The organism is Agrobacterium sp. DE0009 (assembly GCF_007680755.1).
Classification (GTDB): domain Bacteria; phylum Pseudomonadota; class Alphaproteobacteria; order Rhizobiales; family Rhizobiaceae; genus Agrobacterium; species Agrobacterium tumefaciens_B.
The window spans coordinates 184,731-200,164 of sequence record NZ_VEIU01000003.1 but is presented as its reverse complement, the minus strand read 5'-3'; the positions used below and the strand labels follow the sequence as shown (position 1 = coordinate 200,164).

Sequence of the window (15,434 nt, the reverse complement as noted above, 5' to 3'; positions counted from 1 at the left end):
ATGCAAAATCGGAAGCCGTCAATACCGCTATACTGCCCCTATCAAGGTGAAAGAAAGCCGACGAGTGGAGCAGATTTGACAGCCGTTTGGTTTTGAAGTGGGTAATTGGTCGCTTCAAAACAAACGCCCTGAGCGGCAGGCGAGGTTCGTTTGTCGCACACACGCCACGCGTGAGATGGCTTCCGCTTTTTTCTAACACAAAGCAAAATAAAGGCGACCGACTGGCCGCCTAAAACTCGCTCACAAGTAGGCTATTCTCCTACGGAAAGGACTTTGCCGCGCTCGCGCTCGCTAGTTCTTTCCCTTTTGCATCCAGCGCCTTCACCGTGAACGTGTAACGGTGTTTAGTTGGCGGGCATGGTCCTTTGTAACGGAATGCGCCGTAAGGGATATCCGCTTGCCCAGTGTAGTCGACTTTCCCGCCACCATGATAAAAGTCCGGTGCGTCCAAATCCTTCATCAGAAACGAAAGCTTGTTCGTTCCAGCAGGTACGCCAGAAACTTTGAATGGCGGCGATTTGCTGTCAAAGCATTTTCCGGTAGGCCCCCACTCGAACGAAGCTTTCATTCCTGCGAAGGCGGTTCCCGATAACGCCAGAGAAAGTACTAATCCTAAAAGAATGCGCATTGAAATTCCCCAATATAGATTTGCTGTTTCAGCCTAGTGTGTCGCCCATGTAATGCAACTTAAATTTGATTAATTACGCGGTGAAAATGTGATTACATCAACCCGCAGCGACAACGGCTTTCTTGGTGCCGAACGTTGCCAGCAAACCGCCGATGAACGCGAGCACCATGCAAATCGCTACAAGCATGCCCCCGAGAACGGCTCCTACGACGGCACACAGCATGAGGAGCATTCCAGGAGTTTTCGTTTTGGCACCCATCGCGACTGCTCCGAGCACGATGGTCAGGAACGAGAAGGCAACACCACCCCATCCAAGACCGACAACCGTGGATGCGCCTTCAGCTTCGAGTCCTGCACCGATACCGCCAATCAACAATGTTGCCAAAGCCGCGATGACACCGAAGATGCCCGCAACGAGACCGATAATTCCACCTGCTTTCTGCATGTCTAAATTCCTTAGTTTGATTGTGTTTGTTGATTTTGGTGTTTCCAGCCCAGCAGGAACGCCCAGCCGTTCTTTCCGAGAAAGGCCGTTTTCACATCGCCAAGCCCTATGATCGCTTCTTCGCGAAGCTGAAGAGCGCGGTCCTTCGTAGTGTCAATGGCTTCACCATCTACGAAAGAGCCGGGCATGAAGAACAGCGGTACGCGAGCGCCAGTGTCGTTGTTGACCGTAATTGAAACCCGCGTGTCGGAGAGCTTGATGTTGGACATCATGCTGATCCTTTTCAGATCATCCTGAAGTTCCGCGTATTTCTGCGGATCGAACCGCAGCGACAAAGGATCAACATTCTCATCAGGTCTTCTGCTGGCCTGAAGCTCGATCAGATATTTGATCGGAGCGTCTTCACCCTCAGGGGCAGCCAATCGTGTGGTTGCCTTGATTGACATACGGCCATTCATGCTTCCGGAGATTTTCTCGCACCCAAGCAAAGTAGCCGTCTCAAAATGAGCTGCTACGGCCTCTAGAATCTTTTGACCGGATGGCTTTTGGCATTCCTGCTCGATGCACATCGATTTTGATTTCGACAGGCATTTCAGCCGGTACCGTTGATGAAAGAAGCTGTTGAACGTCTCGCAAATAGACGGTGGCTGAAACCTTCTGCTCACAGCCCGCCAGTGCAACCGCAACCAAGCAGATGCTCGATAATTTCCTGATCAAATTTTATCCCTTTACCCCAACCCTTAAGACGCCAAATGTCACCTGAGTCCGGAACGAAATCAGATAACTACAGATTTAGAGTCTTATATAACCACGTTTAATATAACGTGGTGCGGAGAATGCCAAGGTGGTTTTTTACGACCATGGATATTCAAGAAATCTTCGCGCTCAATCTTCGCCGAATTCGGGTTGCAAAGCAGATCTCACAGGATGAGCTCGCGCTTACGTCAGGCGTAGAGCGGTCATACGTGGGCTACGTCGAGCGAGGGGCAAAGAACCCGACAATCAAGACTGTGGAGAAGCTCGCCATTGCGCTCGGATGCAAGGTGTCCGAGCTCTTCGAAGATATTGCAGAAGGCGAGGAAAAATCGATCACGACGCTTCCTCGTGGCCGGAAAACCAAATAGCTCTCAGAAGTCCTTCTTGATCCCTGATTGCCCTGCGAATTTCGAAAGATAGCTGTCTACACCAGCTATTATCATTGGCGTCATCTGACTGCATCCGCTCGAAAACCGCACGCGGTCAGGTGTTTCAATCGGCATGGATTTGTAGAGCTTGAAGAGCTTGTAGTTTCCGTCATTTTCCATCTTCGCTGTCGCCTTTTCCCAGAGCAATTGGGTGTCGATCCCTTGGCTTCCCGCAAAAGTGTCCATGTCTTTCATCTTGGCTTTGACGCTGTTGAGACTAAAACTGCCGGAATAACTCAGATCGCAAATAGCCTTTGCGAGGATATAGCTTTCGTAGACCGCCGATATGTATTTGACAGCTTCATCATGGGGCTCCTGCGACGATGACGATGCGGGCGGATTAGGTTTAACATCCGGTTGCAGATCAACCCGTTCTGTTGGCTTCGTAGGAGGCTCTACAGGTGTAGTTTTATTACTCGCGACACGATCCAACCCATAGCGGCAAATACCATTCCACAGCTCTTGCGAACGGCTAACAAGCTCAGCAGAAACATCGCCGTTCAGTTCTTCGGCCAAATCGCTGCCAATCCCCACAAGAGTTTTCTTGTCAGCCCAATAGGCAGTGCCATTATCTGCGTCGCAATATAGGGAAACCTGCTCGGCATCGACTTTCGCTTCGACCAAATTCGACAGGTTTTCTTTGCGACCCAGCCGCGTCACCGGAATGCTGAACAAACTTCCATCGAAAGAAATGGAAACCTGATCAGGCAGTTTTTCAAGCGCCGGAAAAGGCGCTTGACGCTTCGATATCTTGGCGAACTCTTTCCGGCAGACGGCCTGCCAAAGCTCCCATGTGAACTTTTCCGCGCTGCTGGGAGTCTGTTTAACCCGGATACGATGACTGACGTTTCCATCGTCCAAAACCTGCGCATTGTGATGATTGCAGTTGACCACGAAATCCCGCATTTCGATCTCGCCGAAATTATTGGAGATGCGGACAGTTGCCATCACGTTCTGCTCGATAGACGTCTTTTGCGTCCCGACCAGAAACATATCAGCATAGTGGCCTGAACGGCCTTCGCTGGAAAAATACTGAGCCTCTGCGGCTTGAGATGCGCTCATACCGAAAAGCGCTACACCGGTCGTGAGCAGAACCTTATTTGCAGCGTTCATACATGCCTGCTCCCTCGACATTGATCCGATCATTGTTGACAGGGGTGATTTTCAACGTGTCCCGAACCGTTTCCCCTTCAGTCTCGCAGAGGATCTGAAGGACATGCACGCCCTTCTGTTTGCTTTGACGTGTGATCTCGCAAGCGCCTTCATAACGAGCGATCTGCTTTTTGCCGATTTTCAGAAAGTCTTCGGTGCTCTCCTCTTTTACGGCAGTACAGCTTTCCGCGTATTTTCCACGCCATGAACCGATGATGGACGCTTCATTTGCCTGTGCTTCAACGAGAACGTGAGCGACAACGGATAGGGCGACTAGGGTGACAGGGATGGGCCTCATAAATGCTCCGATTATTTTTTTAAGAAACCAGTAATTATCAAACGTGGTTTTAAAACACCATAAATTTTCGGTGCGTTTCGCATGTTTGGCGTTAACGAGAAGGAAATTGGCGAACGAACATGAATCGGTTTCGTTGTTGAGCTCCATGATATTAGATAGCTCTGGGCCCGCTCCGGAATAATTGCAGTTCTCAAATTCTCCGTTACTACATGTGCGAAGTCCCTTACGGAAATTTCGTGTCACAAAATTTCGGATTTTTGGGCTTTTATACGCCGTTGCTACGGATTTTTTCGCATTTGTAATTAATTGCGGAATCACGGTAGTTTTGGGCTGTCTCAACTATTTGGCGCAGATTGGCTTTCAGCGTATGACAAATCCCGTGAAAACAGGCTTACATCATTGGTGGCCAAAAGGACTTTCCTCTTTTTGGAGCAATGACGAAGACTGCGTAGTCCGGATTACACCTGAGGGGCGAGAACTTAGATCGCCTCCGGCTCAGTTCGGTGGCATCACAAATGGTCATGCTGTAAAGCTGGATGGGCCATGGTCCTTCTCGTTTGAGTCGAAGTTCGACGCGATTGATTCTCGCCTTCCCTATTTGGTCGATGACCTTTTGAAATTTGACGCGAAGCATTTGTACACCGGTCCTTCATTTGAAGAACGGTTTCAATCTCAATTCGTGACTGACGAACTCCTTCAAGATTTGGGCTCAACACTTGCCTCAATGATAATTCGCAGCCCTAGCCACCGAAATTCAATTGCGAAAACAACAGAATATTATCAAAAACGGCTAGGTTTTGAGCAGCCAAATGTAGATAAAAATCTAATCAATATGAACTTAGCGTCAAAATTAGACGTGGTTTTGAGGAATTTCACCGGAGGAAAGTACATAGTTGCTTACTCTGACGAGACAGAGTTTATTTTTGGTGATGGATTTTATACGAATATGGCAGGCGAGCATCCGCTGGGGCACCTGAAGACGGTCCTTCCAATTACACCTGTTATGTGTGTGATTTACTCACGTCCCACGAGATATTTCACAGAACCAAAACTTATAACCATCAGATTGGCAAAAACTGAGGTTTTTCAATTCAATGAGCTGGTTCAAGTTTATTCGAAGGATCAGCTTTTTTATCGAAGCCAAAAGCCAGATCTTCTAGATTCCTTTACATGCGGAAAATTCCTAACATTCCGACACCACAAGGTAGCTTGGCTAGACACTTTCCTTGACGCCGCCCATCGCTATCGAACGCTACCTATCTAACGACACGGCTCGATGACTCATCTATCATCCCTATTCGATTGTTTTCATGTAACACGCGACGTGCCGTACAGCCCGAAACTTCCTCTAGAGATCGGCTACACCACGACCATTGGCCAAAATCCCAACCCGTTCTTTAACTTCTACGAGAACGCGCGAACCTACCCAGTGAATCTCGCGAATGGCGATATCATCCAAGTACCCGCTATCCGTTTTCTGAAAGCGGTGAGGTCAGGGGAGATTACGCCTGCAAATTTAGCCGGTGACGCCCTCGATATTGCCCAACACTACCTCATGCTGGCCAGAGAGCTCTTATATGAGGAAGTTAGGGTAAGGGATCATGCCGATTTACCCTCGCGGCAAACCTGCCTTTGGGCCTCAGACAATATTGAAGAAGCGCGCGCATGGGCAGTGAAGTTAGGAGGAAGAGCACGTATTTTTCGACTTCGCGTTGTTGGCTTAAAGCATAGGGCAGACGCCAATCTGCTTCTTGGGGACAGTGAACCCTTATCAGCAACTTATAAAAGCGCGGAAGCCTACTGGAGCGGCGAAAGCTCCTCAATGCCACTTTGGGAAACGCTGATATCTGGAGCTGTTACTTTAGTGGATGAAGTTGATATGCATGCGTAATCCGAAGCGAAGTTCAGCCTTTCAGCGACGCCTACGAGAGGTATTGGCTTCTCCATTGCGATAAACACGATAGAAATTGTGATTTTACCATCAGCGCGCCCCGATCATCGGTGTCAGTTAAGTTGCAGACCACTACCGCAGCATACCCAAGATGGGTGGCCAACTCTTCGAGAGCAGCACGGAATAAACCATATTCGGGAAATGGTCCTATTCGTGTCATGTTACCCGGCGAAATCAAACTGTGCCCGGTCGGGTTCACATGCGCAGCATGTTGGCTTAGCAGATCGTAAGCCCGCTGCCGCCTGTTCTCTTTAAACCCGTCGATTTTATCAAGGCGTTCTCTCACTCGAACGGGTCTAAAATGCTTTCTACGATCATTGTCGTCCATTGAACGCCAGTCCTTGAGGGTTTGCGGCTCCTTTGCGAACAAATCCATGAGGAAATAGACTTCGATCAAGTCGCGCACCATAGTCATTGCGGGTTGGAAGTAACCGCATCGAAGAAGCCGGAGAGCAGACGCGCCACTATTGAAGCACCGTATCGCAAGGCGGAGCAGCATTAGTTCCTCGTCGGTCGTTTCCTTGTGAAGCTCCGGCAGACGGGAAAGACAGTCAAGAGCGTTATTGATAAGGTCGAGATGCCGAGCCAAATCGTCGTCGCTGGCTATCATGCGGTCATGCGCTGCAACGATGACTGTTTCATCCACTAAAAATTGGACCATTTTTCGCCATCACACTCCCGATATTTTCTCTGTGTCGAAATTAACTTTGATGGGGGCTTCAGCAGCAGATAGCATTGGATTTAAAGCACACCTTCTGAAACGCAATTATTCAACTTCTGAAACTCAATGGAAATCCTAGTGAGAGATTGTCATGTGAGCTGAGAGTAAGCGCTTAATACGCGGTCTATCGAAGTACAAAACAGGGTACAAAAACCGTCAAGCCGCCACACGAACTCTATTGATTTTAAAAGGAAATTTTGCCTATATTCAACCAATCGAATGATGTCGGGTGCGCCATATTTCTCAAGGCTTTCACGCATCTTGATGATGCAACGATTGAGCTTGGCATCTATAGTAGTCCGGTCTTCTATTTTTCGGATCAAGACGCGGACGACATGTTTCAGGATGTAGCTCAGAAAATTACGCAATGTTCCCAAGCCCTCTCACTCCTTTCTGGAGCAGGAATTTCGGGCATGTATTTTTTAATGCCGCGTAGCATTTCTCACGGCTCCAAACATCCGGGCTTCAAGGAAGAGAGGGAATGGAGAATTTTTCACACCTACCAACTGGACGAGTTAAAGAAGCTGCGAATGGAGACGGAGGTCATTGCAGGCGTCCCCCAACGAATATTGAAATTGTCTCTGGATGGCAGCATACCCGGGATTTCCGTGCCAGAACTCTTGTCGGGAATATTAATAGGGCCGTCTCAGTATCAAAACGAGATTGCCATGGCGCTGCAAGACGAGCTTCGGAGAGCGAAGGTACCAATCACGAACGACCTAATTCGCTTTTCCCCTATCCCGTTGCGGACTTGAGGAAGGGCATTTCCGCATTACAATTTTCAAAACACCCGAAAATTTGTAAGCGTGCGCGGTTAACGACGCGGCCACAACCGAGCCTTCTTTACCCGTGACCAATTCCGATCACGCGGTGAGGCGAAGCGCGCCGTGTTAGTCACGCTGATTTTTACGCAGAGCTAAACAGCACCTAAAATTTCATGAGTTGGAATTAGCGTTAATTTATCAGCCTTGGTGGTTGCTGCCATGCTTGAACTCACCATCGCTGCGCAGGCCTCCGCCTTCAGGCAAAAAGCCGCGACGCCCTAATCCAGACAGAAATTGATGTGGGGCATGGTGCTACCCTTTTCAAAAGCCTGAAGATCGAGAGGAAGAAGGCATTGCCGCCGCTCCTGTCTGAAACACTCTGTATTTCACGATGCCCAAGACATCATGGCGCGACGTCCAGAGACCTATTTCAAGTGCTTCCAAAAAAACGCGACGCCTCTGGCTGCGTCAAAAAGCCCGGCCGAGGGGCGATGGAAAGCTATTGTTGCGGCGGCCGGCTTGCGATAGCCCTGCCTGTAGGAAAATATCTCGAATAACGGACTGGAATAATCAAATGATGGACTGGGATTGGGTGGATTTGTTTCCGATCGTCTTCTTTCCGCTGAAGATTATCGTACTGGGTACGGGCATGTACTTCGCCATCAAGTGGCATCACGATCAAGCCAAGAAGGAATCCGGCGGGCGCTAAGCCGCTACCCTGCGCGGCTTCCCGCCGGTGCCCTGCCACGCGCGCAGGCGCAACCAGGCTTTCCGCGTAGGCAAAATATGTGAACTGGCGGGAACGATTCCCCGCCAGTCGACTTTTTGCAGCCCTCAAAACTCCTGCCAGTCGCCCTTCGTGTCGACGGCGGCATTGCCGGAGAATGCCGAGGCAAGCTTGCGGCCAAGGGCGCGGGCCGGAGAGGCAACGGACCTCTCGTTGCCGGTAGTGCGAACCGGTGCGGGCTGGGATTTCACCTGATAGCTGCCGTCCGCCAGCTTGAACTGTGCAAGCAGGTCGTTCAGCGACGCCACTTCCTTGGCGAGGCTATGGCTGGCGGCATTGGTTTCTTCCACCATTGCCGCATTCTTCTGCGTGTCCTGGTCCATCTGGTTGACGGCCGTGTTGATCTGCTGCAGGCCGGACGACTGTTCCTGCGCGGATTCCACGATGGAGACCACGTGGCGGTTGATCTCCTGCACTTCCGAAACGATGGTCGCCAGCGCCTTGCCCGTGTCGCCCACCAGTTGCACGCCCTGCTGCACCTGGTCGTTCGAGGTGGTGATCAGCGCCTTGATCTCCTTGGCCGCGCTTGCGGAACGCTGCGCAAGCTCGCGCACCTCCTGTGCGACAACGGCAAAACCCTTGCCCGCCTCACCCGCACGTGCTGCTTCCACACCGGCATTCAGCGCCAGAAGATTGGTCTGGAAGGCGATCTCGTCGATCACGCCGATGATGTTGGAGATCTCATTGGCGGATTTGGCGATCTGCTCCATGGCAACCACGGCGCGGCGCACCACATCGCCGGATTGCTCCGCACCCGCCTTGGCCCGGCTGACGATCTGGCCTGCCTCCTGGGCGCGACGGGTGGAATCGCGCACCGTCGTGGTGATCTCTTCCAGAGCGGCTGCGGTCTCCTCCACGGCGGCGGCCTGCTGTTCGGTGCGCTTGGCAAGATCGTCGGCAGCCGACTTGATCTCGTTGGCTCCGGCGCCGATGCCGCCGGCATTCTGCGCAACCCGGGTCAGCGCCGATTGCAGCTTCTCGGCCGACATGTTGAAGTCATTGCGAACACCGTCCAGCGTCTCGGTGAACGGCTGGTCGATGCGATAGGACACGTCACCGTCCGAGAGCTTCGAAAGGCCGGCGGCCAGATTATCGACGGCAAATTTGACGTCGGCTGCTTCCTTTGCCTTCTGCTGTTCGCGCGCGATGCGGTCCTTCTCCGACATCGACCGGTTGGCTTCGGTTTCCTGTTCGAGGCGAATGCGCTCGATGGCATTCTCGCGGAACACCTGAACCGCCATCGCCATCTGGCCCACTTCGTCCTTGCGCTCCATGCCGTCGATTTCGGCCGCCGTATCACCGGCAGCAAGCGACGCCATGCGCTCCCGCAGCCGGGCAATCGGCGTGGTGATGCCGCGCGAGGCCACGAACAGCGCGAGAACGATGACGGCGAGGAAGACGACGGCCACAACCACCAGCGAGGTCAGGATCGTCGAATTGGTCTGATGCGTCAGGTCATCGCTGCCCTCAACGACGCCCTGAGAGAGCTTGTCAACGAACGCCGTGATGGCTGCCGCAGTCGCCGCGATCGATGTATCCGCCTTCCGGAGCTGGGCGGCGGATTCTTCGTTCTTGTCGAGCATTCCAAGCTCAACAGCCTTGTCGGTCATGTCTGTAATTGTCTTTGACTGCGCGATGAAGGCATCCATCGCGGCGGCCTCTTTCGGAAAAACGGCCTTCACCTTGTTGAGGCGCTGTATGAGGAGAGCCTTGCTCTCATTATAAGCCTGCTGGGCGACCTTTATTTCAGGCCCAGCCGCATCATATGCCATGATCTGATAGGCACCGTAAGCGACCGACTGCAGGTTGCGGGTGGCCCGCGCCAGCTCTACCAGTGCAGCACTGTCTTTGGCGATGAAATCCGAATAGGCGTTGTCCGCCTCCTTGTAACGGCTGGCCATGAACGTGGTGGCGGCCAGGCCAACAATGCAAAGCGGCAAAATGAGCGACAGAATTTTAGTGCGGACACTGGCATTTTGAAGAAAGGACACGGGAAACCCTTTAAAAGATGTAGACCGCTCCTTCCCCGTGCCGGAGGTGTTCGGCGAAAATGACATTGCACGTCAAACGCCTTCGTCATCAAGGCTTTACTGACCGCTTGCGGCCTACCACGACGCGAAGGCCAACAAGCACGCTTTCGGCAACATGGTTAGGCCGACGATGCTGCTCCGTCGGCAAGCGACGGCCACAGACAGAATTTCGGGAAAAAGCACGCAAAACCGCCGAGGGGCGGCGGCATCAATCTGTTTTCCGATAACAATATTATGTAGAAAAACTTTATAATCTGTTCACAGGAAAAATGCAGACGAATGACACCCGTGACAGGCCAGCGGGCTTTCACCCTCCAACCAATCTGGCGTCCCACCTGCCCCACCGACCCGGACGATACGGGCCACGATCAAAATTAAGCCCCGCAGAGCATTTCGCGCCTGCGGGGCATTAGCCTTCAGTCATGCCGTACCGTCGGATTGAAGCTCATACCGGAAGCGAGCGGCGCTCGCCTCAAAACTCCTGCCAGTCGCCCTTCGTGTCGATGGCGGCATTGCCGGAGAAGGCAGAGGCAAGCTTGCGGCCAAGGGCGCGGGCCGGAGAGGCAACGGACCTCTCGTTGCCGGTAGTGCGAACCGGTGCGGGCTGGTATTTCGCCTGATAGCCGCCGTCCGCCAGCCTGAACTGCGCAAGCAGGTCGTTCAGCGACGCCACTTCCTTGGCGAGGCTATGGCTGGCGGCGTTGGTTTCTTCCACCATTGCCGCATTCTTCTGCGTATCCTGGTCCATCTGGTTGACGGCCGTGTTGATCTGCTGCAGGCCGGACGACTGTTCCTGCGCGGATTCCACGATGGAGACCACGTGGCGGTTGATCTCCTGCACTTCCGAAACGATGGTCGCCAGCGCCTTGCCCGTGTCGCCCACCAATTGCACGCCCTGCTGCACCTGGTCGTTCGAGGTGGTGATCAGCGCCTTGATCTCCTTGGCCGCGCTTGCGGAACGCTGCGCAAGCTCGCGCACCTCCTGCGCGACAACGGCAAACCCCTTGCCCGCCTCACCCGCACGTGCTGCCTCCACACCGGCATTCAGCGCCAGAAGATTGGTCTGGAAAGCGATCTCGTCGATCACGCCGATGATGTTGGAGATCTCATTGGCGGATTTGGCGATCTGCTCCATCGCAACCACGGCGCGGCGCACCACATCGCCGGATTGTTCCGCGCCCGCCTTGGCCCGGCTGACGATCTGGCCTGCTTCCTGGGCGCGACGGGTGGAATCGCGGACCGTCGTGGTGATCTCTTCCAGAGCGGCTGCGGTCTCTTCCACGGCGGCGGCCTGCTGTTCGGTGCGCTTGGCGAGATCGTCGGCAGCCGACTTGATCTCGTTGGCTCCGGCGCCGATGCCGCCGGCATTCTGCGCAACCCGGGTCAGCGCCGATTGCAGCTTTTCGGCCGACATGTTGAAGTCATTGCGAACACCGTCGAGCGTCTCGGTGAACGGCTGGTCGATGCGATAGGACACGTCACCGTCCGAAAGCTTCGAAAGGCCAGCGGCCAGATTATCGACGGCAAATTTGACGTCGGCTGCTTCCTTTGCCTTCTGCTGTTCGCGCGCGATGCGTTCCTTCTCCGACATCGACCGATTGGCTTCGGTTTCCTGTTCGAGGCGAATGCGCTCGATGGCATTCTCGCGGAATACCTGAACCGCCATCGCCATCTGGCCCACTTCGTCCTTGCGATCCATGCCGTCGATTTCGGCCGCCGTATCACCGGCAGCAAGCGACGCCATACGCTCCCGCAGGCGGGCAATCGGCGTGGTGATGCCGCGCGAGGCCACGAACAGCGCGAGAACGATGCCGGCGAGGAAAACGACGCCCACAACCACCAGCGAGGTGACAATGGTCGAATTGGCCTCGGCCGTCATTTCCGCGGCCTCTGCGGCAATGTTCTTTTCCAGCCTTTCGACCTGTGCCGTAACTGCAGCGGAAGTGGCCTTTATGGCGGCGTCGGCCGTTAAAAGCTGCGCGGCGGCCTCCTGGTTACGATCAGAAAGTCCCAGCTCGACAGCCTTGTCCGTCATTGCCACGATGGCTTTTGATTGGGAAATGAAGGAGTCCATTTCGGCGGCCTCCTCGGGGAAAATCGACTTAACGTTGTTCAGTCGCTCGAACAGTCTTCCCTTGGCATGCTGATACGCACTTTTGGAAACATTTATCTCCGTTCCCTTGGCGTCATAGGCCATGACCTGATAGGCGCTGTAGCCCAACGCGACGAGATTGCGGTTTGCCTGCGCCAGTTGGATAAGTGCGGCATTGTCGCTGGTGATGAATTTCGAATTGAGCGTGTCCGCCTCCTTGTAACGGCTGGCCATGAAGGCAACCGCTCCCAGGCCGACAATGCAAAGCGGCAAAATGAGCGACAGGATTTTGGTGCGGATACGGGCGTTTTTAAAAAATGACACGGGAAGCTCCTGAAATTGACGCCGCTCCTTTCCCGTGCCGGAGGTGTTCAGCAAAAAAATAACATTGCACGTCAGTCGCCTTCGTCATCAAGGCTCCATCAGCCGCGTCATCGGCCCTCGTCGCAACCTGCATCATGCACCTGCCGACAACGGGTGACACCTGCCCCTGAAATTACGGCAGGTTCTCGTTGCGGCAGTCTGGCGGCAGCCCACAGATGAGACGCCAGACTGCGACCTTAAGAAAAAAGACAAACAGTACTTTATAATATTATTTTATTTACTCTACGCGGTAAAAATTATAGTCTAAATATTTACAATTTGTTTATTTTGAATGAAACGCGGCAAACTCGGTTTCCGGAACCGAATAGAGCCTCTCAACATCAGCCCGAAGGGTTTGCGGCGGTTTCGGCAGCTTGCCGCAAGTGCAAAACGACACTTATCCGACCCGAGCAAGAAGCTACGCCTTCAGCAGCACGATGCGATGCTGGGGATATCAGAGATAGTGGCTGGTAATCCGGCCATGACGTCGATGCGCAATCGCAGCGACGCAAACATGATCGTCGCGGACATGAGGGACGGCATGACGGCGTTTCAACCATGGTTGAGGCCAATGGTGGTGGACAAAAAGCGGCGAGCCGTCGGCCCGCCGCCATCGTTCCCGATAGCGGCGGCAAAAGCACCGCCAGCTGCGTCAGCCGGCCTTACGCCGCAGCGCTGTCGCAACCGTGTGGATATGGGCAGCACCGATGCCGCAGCAGCCGCCGATCATGGTCGCGCCAGCGTCCGCCCAGGCGCAGGCAAACCGCGAATAGACATCGTCGGTCAGGTCCGCGCGGGTGCCGTGCAGTCCCTCATTGGCGGCGGAATCGCCCTGTTCGCCTTCGAAGGCATTGGCATAAACGCCGATTTCAAGCGAAACGTCCTTTTCCGCAAAGACGGCAGAGGCGGTTTCAACGGCGGCTTTCATGATTTCCGGCTTGCTGCAGTTAAACAGCAGGGCGGAAGCACCGGATTGCGCTGCCCATTCGGCGGCAGCCTTCACCGTTTCGCCCGACCGTAGCGCGGGTTCGCCACCGGCAACGGCAGCCGCATCGTCGTTCAGCGTGAAGGAAATCCAGAACGGCTTACCCGTTGCAGCAACGGCCTGACGCACCGCTTCGCCCTCGGCGATCAGGCTCAGCGTCTCGCCGAGCCAGACATCGACAGAAGGGGCGAGATTGTCGACCAGCACTTTCAGATAGTCCTGCACCCGCGTGGCATCGAAATTCTGCGGCTCGTACGATCCGAAGATCGGTGGCAGCGAACCGGCCACCAGCACATCACGGCCGGAAGCATCCGCCGCCTCTCGCGCCAGCCTGCCGGAAAGGGCGATCAGCGATGCGCCATCCTTCTGAAAGCGCTCCTCGCCGATGTGGAACGGCACCAGCGCGTAGGAGTTGGTGGTGACGACATCGGCACCGGCCTCGATGAATTCCTGGTGCACCTGCCGCACGATATCGGGCGAATTGATCAGCGCCAGCGCCGACCATTCCGGCTGTTTCAGCTCGGCGCCAAGCCGCTGCAATTCGCGGCTCATGCCGCCATCGAGGATACGCAAAGTGGCCATGTTCATACTCCTTGAACGATTTACCGCCGGACCGGCACCTGCCGTTCGACGAGGCCGAAACAGCGGGCGATGATGGCGGTGAGAATGAGATAAAAAACGGTGACGACGATCAGCGGCTCGTAGACCAGAAGCGTATCCTGCCGCACCTTGTAGGCCACGGCGTAGAGGTCCATCACGGTCACAGTGAAAGCAAGCGGCGTTGCTTTCAGCTGCATCACCACCTCGCCGGCAATGGTCGGCAGCGCGATGCGGATGGCGCGCGGCAGCCAGATGCGGCGAATGAGGGTGAAACGGCCCATGCCGAACGCCCGTCCCGCCTCCAACTCGCCTTTCGGCACCGCCAGCAGCGCGCCGCGCAGAACCTCGGCTTCATAGGCCGCGTAGTTCAGCGTGAAGCTGACGGCGGCGAAGAAAAACCCCTCGCGCAGCACCGGCCACATGAAACTCTGGCGCAGGCCCGGGATCATCGGCAGCAGCGAGCCGACGCCGTAATAAAGCAGCCAGAGCTGGATCAGCAGCGGCGTGCCGCGAAAGAAGGTGCAATAACCGCGGGCAAGAAGTCTCGTCATCCGACCGCCGCTGACCTGCGCAAAGGCAAGGCCGATGGCCAGCACGAAACCGATGCTGACGGAAATGACGAGCAGTGCCAGCGTCTGCCAGGCACCGGAGAGAAGCAGCGGCCAATATTTGGCGACCCATGAAAAATCCATGCCCTTCGCCCTCTACGCCAAAGCCGGCTGGCCACGCCGCACCCGGCGTTCCAGCAGCGAAAAGACGAGATTGGAGACGAGCGTGATGGCGAGATAAAGGAACGCCGCCGCAAGGAAGAACAGGAAATATTGCTTGGTGCTGGCCCCCGCCAGCCGCGTCGCCAGCGCCAGTTCCTGATAACCGACGACAGCCACCAATGCGCTGTCCTTGGTCACCGCCAGCCAGAGATTGGCAAGGCCCGGCAGGGCATTCGGCAGCAATGCCGGCAGGACCACACGGCGGAAACGCAGGAACGGCGACATGCCAAAGGCGCGCGCCGCCTCAATCTGACCGTTCGGCACGGCAAGAATGGCACCGCGCAGCACCTCGGTCATATAGGCGCCCTGCACGAAACCGAGAACGGCGACGGCGGCCACGAACCCGTTCACCTCCAGCGGCGGCAGCCCCATCAGCTGCAGCAGCCGGTTCAAACCATCCGTGCCGGCATAATAAAGCCCGACGATGAGAATGAGTTCGGGAACGGCGCGGATCGCCGTGGTGTAGAGATTGAGCAGCAGGCCAAGCGGCCTGCTGTTCGAGAGCTTGCCGAGGGCACCGGCAAGCCCGATGACGATGCCGATGAGATAAGCACCGGCGGAAATGGCAAGTGTTGATGCCGCACCCTTCAAAAGGGTGCCGCCCCATCCCGGAGGATAGGGTGACAAAAGCTGCAGCGTGGTTTCAAGGCTTGCCATTGACGCG

16 protein-coding genes are annotated in these 15,434 nt (G+C 54.9%); 5 read left to right on the top strand and 11 right to left on the bottom strand.

Going from position 1 to position 15,434, the window contains the following annotated elements:
* Positions 1–259: 259 nt before the first annotated feature.
* From FS804_RS13705 to FS804_RS13695, 3 genes are all read right to left on the bottom strand, one after another.
* Entirely contained in the window at positions 260–628 is a 369-nt protein-coding gene (locus FS804_RS13705) for a YbhB/YbcL family Raf kinase inhibitor-like protein (protein WP_246665886.1), read from the bottom strand.
* Positions 629–725: 97 nt separating this feature from the next.
* The gene (locus FS804_RS13700) at positions 726–1,073 is read right to left on the bottom strand and encodes a hypothetical protein (RefSeq protein ID WP_144577103.1); all 348 of its coding nucleotides are present in this window, start codon (positions 1,071–1,073) and stop codon (positions 726–728) included.
* An 11-nt stretch (positions 1,074–1,084) separates the two neighbouring features.
* Positions 1,085–1,642 carry a hypothetical protein gene (locus FS804_RS13695; RefSeq protein WP_144577102.1) on the bottom strand — a complete coding sequence of 186 codons (558 nt, stop codon included), beginning with the start codon at positions 1,640–1,642 and terminating at the stop codon, positions 1,085–1,087.
* A 291-nt stretch (positions 1,643–1,933) separates the two neighbouring features.
* Here FS804_RS13695 and FS804_RS13690 point away from each other — a divergent pair, with 291 nt between their 5' ends.
* On the top strand, positions 1,934–2,197 hold the full coding sequence (locus FS804_RS13690) for a helix-turn-helix domain-containing protein (protein WP_246665885.1): 264 nt from the start codon (positions 1,934–1,936) through the stop codon (positions 2,195–2,197).
* A 3-nt stretch (positions 2,198–2,200) separates the two neighbouring features.
* Here FS804_RS13690 and FS804_RS13685 read toward each other — a convergent pair whose 3' ends face one another.
* Complete coding sequence (locus tag FS804_RS13685; protein ID WP_144577100.1) at positions 2,201–3,370, bottom strand: hypothetical protein; 1,170 nt, start codon at positions 3,368–3,370, stop codon at positions 2,201–2,203.
* Entirely contained in the window at positions 3,354–3,854 is a 501-nt protein-coding gene (locus FS804_RS13680; protein ID WP_144577099.1) for a hypothetical protein, read from the bottom strand. The genes FS804_RS13685 and FS804_RS13680 overlap by 17 nt, the downstream gene beginning before the upstream one ends.
* A gap of 220 nt (positions 3,855–4,074) precedes the next feature.
* On the opposite strand from FS804_RS13680, the gene FS804_RS13675 reads away from it, so the two are divergent.
* Both FS804_RS13675 and FS804_RS13670 read left to right on the top strand, forming a co-directional pair.
* A complete protein-coding gene (locus FS804_RS13675; RefSeq protein ID WP_144577098.1) occupies positions 4,075–4,971 on the top strand; it encodes a DUF4238 domain-containing protein in 897 nt (298 codons plus the stop codon).
* Between the two features lie 12 nt (positions 4,972–4,983).
* The gene (locus FS804_RS13670; protein ID WP_144577097.1) at positions 4,984–5,598 is read left to right on the top strand and encodes a DUF2441 domain-containing protein; all 615 of its coding nucleotides are present in this window, start codon (positions 4,984–4,986) and stop codon (positions 5,596–5,598) included.
* A gap of 31 nt (positions 5,599–5,629) precedes the next feature.
* Here the strand turns inward: FS804_RS13670 and FS804_RS13665 are convergent, their stop codons facing one another.
* Positions 5,630–6,319, bottom strand: a complete 690-nt coding sequence (locus tag FS804_RS13665) for a DUF5677 domain-containing protein (protein ID WP_144577096.1) — start codon at positions 6,317–6,319, stop codon at positions 5,630–5,632.
* A 257-nt stretch (positions 6,320–6,576) separates the two neighbouring features.
* Here FS804_RS13665 and FS804_RS13660 point away from each other — a divergent pair, with 257 nt between their 5' ends.
* Together FS804_RS13660 and FS804_RS25380 are read left to right on the top strand one after the other, a co-directional pair.
* On the top strand, positions 6,577–7,134 hold the full coding sequence (locus tag FS804_RS13660) for a DUF2971 domain-containing protein (RefSeq protein WP_144577095.1): 558 nt from the start codon (positions 6,577–6,579) through the stop codon (positions 7,132–7,134).
* A gap of 583 nt (positions 7,135–7,717) precedes the next feature.
* Positions 7,718–7,852 carry a hypothetical protein gene (locus tag FS804_RS25380; protein WP_256366757.1) on the top strand — a complete coding sequence of 45 codons (135 nt, stop codon included), beginning with the start codon at positions 7,718–7,720 and terminating at the stop codon, positions 7,850–7,852.
* Between the two features lie 125 nt (positions 7,853–7,977).
* Here the strand turns inward: FS804_RS25380 and FS804_RS13655 are convergent, their stop codons facing one another.
* From FS804_RS13655 to FS804_RS13635, 5 genes are all read right to left on the bottom strand, one after another.
* A complete protein-coding gene (locus FS804_RS13655; RefSeq protein WP_144577094.1) occupies positions 7,978–9,921 on the bottom strand; it encodes a methyl-accepting chemotaxis protein in 1,944 nt (647 codons plus the stop codon).
* Between the two features lie 511 nt (positions 9,922–10,432).
* Complete coding sequence (locus FS804_RS13650; protein ID WP_144577093.1) at positions 10,433–12,376, bottom strand: methyl-accepting chemotaxis protein; 1,944 nt, start codon at positions 12,374–12,376, stop codon at positions 10,433–10,435.
* Positions 12,377–13,067: 691 nt separating this feature from the next.
* Positions 13,068–13,982: a homocysteine S-methyltransferase family protein gene (locus tag FS804_RS13645; protein WP_144577092.1), complete on the bottom strand. Its 915-nt coding sequence runs from the start codon at positions 13,980–13,982 to the stop codon at positions 13,068–13,070.
* Between the two features lie 20 nt (positions 13,983–14,002).
* Positions 14,003–14,692, bottom strand: coding sequence for an ABC transporter permease (locus FS804_RS13640; RefSeq protein ID WP_063948274.1), 690 nt, complete (start codon positions 14,690–14,692; stop codon positions 14,003–14,005).
* Between the two features lie 12 nt (positions 14,693–14,704).
* A complete protein-coding gene (locus FS804_RS13635) occupies positions 14,705–15,427 on the bottom strand; it encodes an ABC transporter permease (RefSeq protein WP_144577091.1) in 723 nt (240 codons plus the stop codon).
* Positions 15,428–15,434: the final 7 nt, after the last annotated feature.

What these genes read in the sequence shown, in the direction of transcription:
- FS804_RS13680 (WP_144577099.1), bottom strand. Translation starts at nt 3,854, where the DNA reads ATGGAGCTCAACAACGAAACCGATTCATGTTCGTTCGCCAATTTCCTT.
- FS804_RS13645 (WP_144577092.1), bottom strand. Translation starts at nt 13,982, where the DNA reads ATGGCCACTTTGCGTATCCTCGATGGCGGCATGAGCCGCGAATTGCAG.
- FS804_RS13640 (WP_063948274.1), bottom strand. Translation starts at nt 14,692, where the DNA reads ATGGATTTTTCATGGGTCGCCAAATATTGGCCGCTGCTTCTCTCCGGT.
- FS804_RS13675 (WP_144577098.1), top strand. Translation starts at nt 4,075, where the DNA reads ATGACAAATCCCGTGAAAACAGGCTTACATCATTGGTGGCCAAAAGGA.
- FS804_RS13695 (WP_144577102.1), bottom strand. Translation starts at nt 1,642, where the DNA reads ATGTGCATCGAGCAGGAATGCCAAAAGCCATCCGGTCAAAAGATTCTA.
- FS804_RS13685 (WP_144577100.1), bottom strand. Translation starts at nt 3,370, where the DNA reads ATGAACGCTGCAAATAAGGTTCTGCTCACGACCGGTGTAGCGCTTTTC.
- FS804_RS13665 (WP_144577096.1), bottom strand. Translation starts at nt 6,319, where the DNA reads ATGGTCCAATTTTTAGTGGATGAAACAGTCATCGTTGCAGCGCATGAC.
- FS804_RS13690 (WP_246665885.1), top strand. Translation starts at nt 1,934, where the DNA reads ATGGATATTCAAGAAATCTTCGCGCTCAATCTTCGCCGAATTCGGGTT.
- FS804_RS25380 (WP_256366757.1), top strand. Translation starts at nt 7,718, where the DNA reads ATGATGGACTGGGATTGGGTGGATTTGTTTCCGATCGTCTTCTTTCCG.
- FS804_RS13635 (WP_144577091.1), bottom strand. Translation starts at nt 15,427, where the DNA reads ATGGCAAGCCTTGAAACCACGCTGCAGCTTTTGTCACCCTATCCTCCG.
- FS804_RS13705 (WP_246665886.1), bottom strand. Translation starts at nt 628, where the DNA reads ATGCGCATTCTTTTAGGATTAGTACTTTCTCTGGCGTTATCGGGAACC.
- FS804_RS13670 (WP_144577097.1), top strand. Translation starts at nt 4,984, where the DNA reads ATGACTCATCTATCATCCCTATTCGATTGTTTTCATGTAACACGCGAC.
- FS804_RS13700 (WP_144577103.1), bottom strand. Translation starts at nt 1,073, where the DNA reads ATGCAGAAAGCAGGTGGAATTATCGGTCTCGTTGCGGGCATCTTCGGT.